This window comes from Pseudomonas sp. HMWF006, from assembly GCF_003061205.1.
Lineage (GTDB): Bacteria > Pseudomonadota > Gammaproteobacteria > Pseudomonadales > Pseudomonadaceae > Aquipseudomonas > Aquipseudomonas monsensis.
Genome location: NZ_QAIU01000658.1, coordinates 8,530 through 11,541, shown reverse-complemented (window position 1 = coordinate 11,541; position 3,012 = coordinate 8,530). Strand labels below are relative to the sequence as shown.

The 3,012-nt window shown below is 59.5% G+C and carries 2 protein-coding genes; one reads left to right on the top strand and one right to left on the bottom strand.

Annotated elements, in window-relative coordinates; genetic code table 11:
* Positions 1–266: 266 nt before the first annotated feature.
* Positions 267–980 carry an ATPase gene (locus DBR24_RS30520; RefSeq protein WP_128616536.1) on the top strand — a complete coding sequence of 238 codons (714 nt, stop codon included), beginning with the start codon at positions 267–269 and terminating at the stop codon, positions 978–980.
* Between the two features lie 165 nt (positions 981–1,145).
* Here the strand turns inward: DBR24_RS30520 and DBR24_RS34615 are convergent.
* Positions 1,146–3,012: NAD-glutamate dehydrogenase domain-containing protein (locus tag DBR24_RS34615; RefSeq protein ID WP_256592031.1), on the bottom strand; the 1,867-nt coding region annotated here is incomplete at its 5' end.

Genomic DNA, 3,012 nt, shown 5'->3' with positions numbered 1-3,012 from the left:
TCATGGTGCTGGCCCCGGATGAGCAAGTGTTGATCCCGCTGAAAAACTGATGGCTGTTTAACCAGCCATAAATAATCAGGCGCAAATTGCGGATTTGCGCTTTTTTATTTCCCGGCGTCATTAACCGCTGCGAGTTACAGCAAATGAAACTATTCAACGGCGGTTCGCTCAGCAAATTGTCAGGTTGGCGGGTTTAGTCTGAGTTAACGGTCGTGATTAACGACTTTCAAACTGTCCGACTGATGTTGTTTCACGGGAGAAACACCATGAAACTTGCCTTTGCCAGTACCTTGGCGATATCGGTTCTAGCCTTGTCCGCCTGTTCAGTGCCCACCGCGCCGAAAGCCGTCTCGTCCCTCGACACCCTCTTCACCCAACCGGTCGGCCGCAGCAGCGCCACGCAGGTGAAAAGCGGCCCCGGCGTGTCGCTCGGCGTGGTCTACAGCCCAGGCACCCAGACCAACCGCGAATACCTGCGCGACTATCAAGCCAACGCCGGCACCGGTTTCGGCCAGAGTTTGCTGGTGCAACCGATCCATGACGCCTACATCGCCACGTCGAAACCGGACATGGCGGTGGACTGGGTCAAGGCATCGCTGCAACGCCAGTTCGGCTCGGTGACGGTGTATCCGGACATGCACAGCCTGCGCGCAGCCAGACCGGATGTGGTGGCGATTGTAGACACCCACAGCCAGTTGATCACTTCGCGCAGTTCCGACATCAAGGCAGACGTGAGCGCGGACTTCTATGATGCGCAGTTGAATTACATCGGTACGGCGAAAGGCTCCGAGGCGAGAGAATTGACGCCGGTGTGGGCGGACTTCAAACGTTCGGAGGAGATAGTGGCCGATATCAATCAGCAGCAGGATGTTCAAACTCGGGCGTTGCAGAAGTTTGACCAATCGCTCAACAATCTAGTCGCTAGACCTGCGGACAAAGTGTCGATGCTTGATAGCAAACAGTCATCTAAGTTGTATTGATGACAAGGGCCCCTTCGCGAGCAAGCTCGCTCCCACAGGGGGAATGCATTTCAAATGTGGGAGCGAGCTTGCTCGCGAAGGGGCCAGACTAGGCACCACAAAAATCTCAGGCATAAAAAAGCCCCTGCATCTCACAATGCAGGGGCTTTTTCATTCAACCACTACTTACGCCAGTTCAAGCTCGGCATTCGCAGCAGCCGGGGCCACCACGGCTTGCCCGCTCAAGGCGAGGTCCAGCAGTTCACGGTTGGCCACCGCATACATGGCGTAGTCCGTGCCGCTCGCTGCACGGATTTCCACCAGCATGGCGCGCCAGCGCGAGATCATGCTTTCGTGCTGCTCCATCCACAGCGCCAGGCGTGCTTCCACGTCCTGAGTGCCGTCGCCCTGTTGCAGGACGGAGATGGTGATCGCGCGTTGTTGCCAGTCGACATCGTCACGGAACGCTTCACGGGCCAGGGCCTGCCAGTTGTTTTCAACCGGCAGCGCGCTGATCTGTTGCAGGTACCAGGTGATGTCCAGCGCGCTGCCCACGGCGAAGTACGCCTTGGCCACTTCGGCCGGGTTCTGGCCAGTCACGTCGGACGCTTCGATGATCGGCAGCAGCGTGTACAGGTGCGAGGTGCCCGCGACCATACGCGCCAGCAACTCCGGCACACCGGCTTCGACGTAAGCCTGATAACGCGCCTGCCAGTTTTCGCGGATTTCGCCGCTCAGCAGTTCGTCGAGCTTCAGACCCAGTTCTTTCAGGTGCGGACCGAAGTGCGCGACGTCACGGGCAGCGTTCTGCTCGTTGCGACGGGCACGCAGGAACCAGCGGGTAGCGCGGCGGCCCAGACGCATCAGCTCGTCCATCAGCTCCAACTGCACGTCAGCGGAAACCTGATAGTCCAGCGCCTCGATCTGACGGAACCAGTGCGGGAGGTGGAAGATGTCACGCACGATCACGTAAGCACCGGCCACGTTCGCCGGGCTCATGCCGGTCGACTCTTTGAGTCGTTGAACGAAGGTGATGCCCATGTGGTTGACCAGGTCGTTGGCGATCTGGGTGCTGACGATCTCGCGCTTCAGACGGTGACGACGCATGGCCTCGGAGAACTTGCTGACCAGGGTCGGCGGGAACGCCGTTTCCATGTCGCGGGTCAGGTAATCGTCATCCGGCACCAGCGAGTTCAGCAGCTGTTCCTTGAGGTCGATCTTGCTGTACGAGATCAGTACCGACAGCTCAGGACGGGTCAGGCCATGGCCTGCCGCAACGCGCTCGTTGATCTGCTCTTCGGTCGGCAGGAACTCGATGGCACGGTCCAGCTTGCCACGGCCTTCCAGATCGCTCATCAGACGCTTGTACTCGGCAATGCGCTCGTAGGCACGACGCGCCGCCAGGGACAGGGCCTGGGTCTGCTTGTAGTTGTTGCCCAACACCAGACCACCGACTTCGTCGGTCATGCTCGCCAGCAACTGGTTGCGTTGCTTGTCGGTCATGTCGCCAGCCTGAACCACTTCGTTCAGCAGGATCTTGATGTTCACTTCGTGGTCGGAGCAGTCCACGCCACCGGCGTTGTCGATGAAGTCGGTGTTGGAACCGCCGCCATTGAGGCCGAACTCCACACGACCCAGTTGGGTCATGCCGAGGTTACCGCCCTCGCCCACTACTTTGCAGCGCAGTTCGTTGCCGTTCACGCGCAGAGCATCGTTGGCCTTGTCGCCGACATCGGCGTGGCTTTCGGTGCTGGCTTTGACGTAAGTACCGATACCGCCGTTCCACAGCAGATCCACTGGCGCCTTGAGCAAGGCGTTCAGCAGTTCGGTCGGGGTCAGCTTGTCCGCCTTGATGTCGAAGCGTTCCTGCATCTGCGGGGAGATCGCGATGCTCTTCGCGCTGCGCGAGAAGATACCGCCACCTTCGGACATGATGCTGGTGTCGTAGTCGGTCCAGGCCGAACGCGGCAGGTCGAACATGCGCTGACGCTCGGCGAAGCTGGTCGCCGGGTTCGGGTTCGGGTCGATGAAGATGTGCATGTGGTTGAAAGCC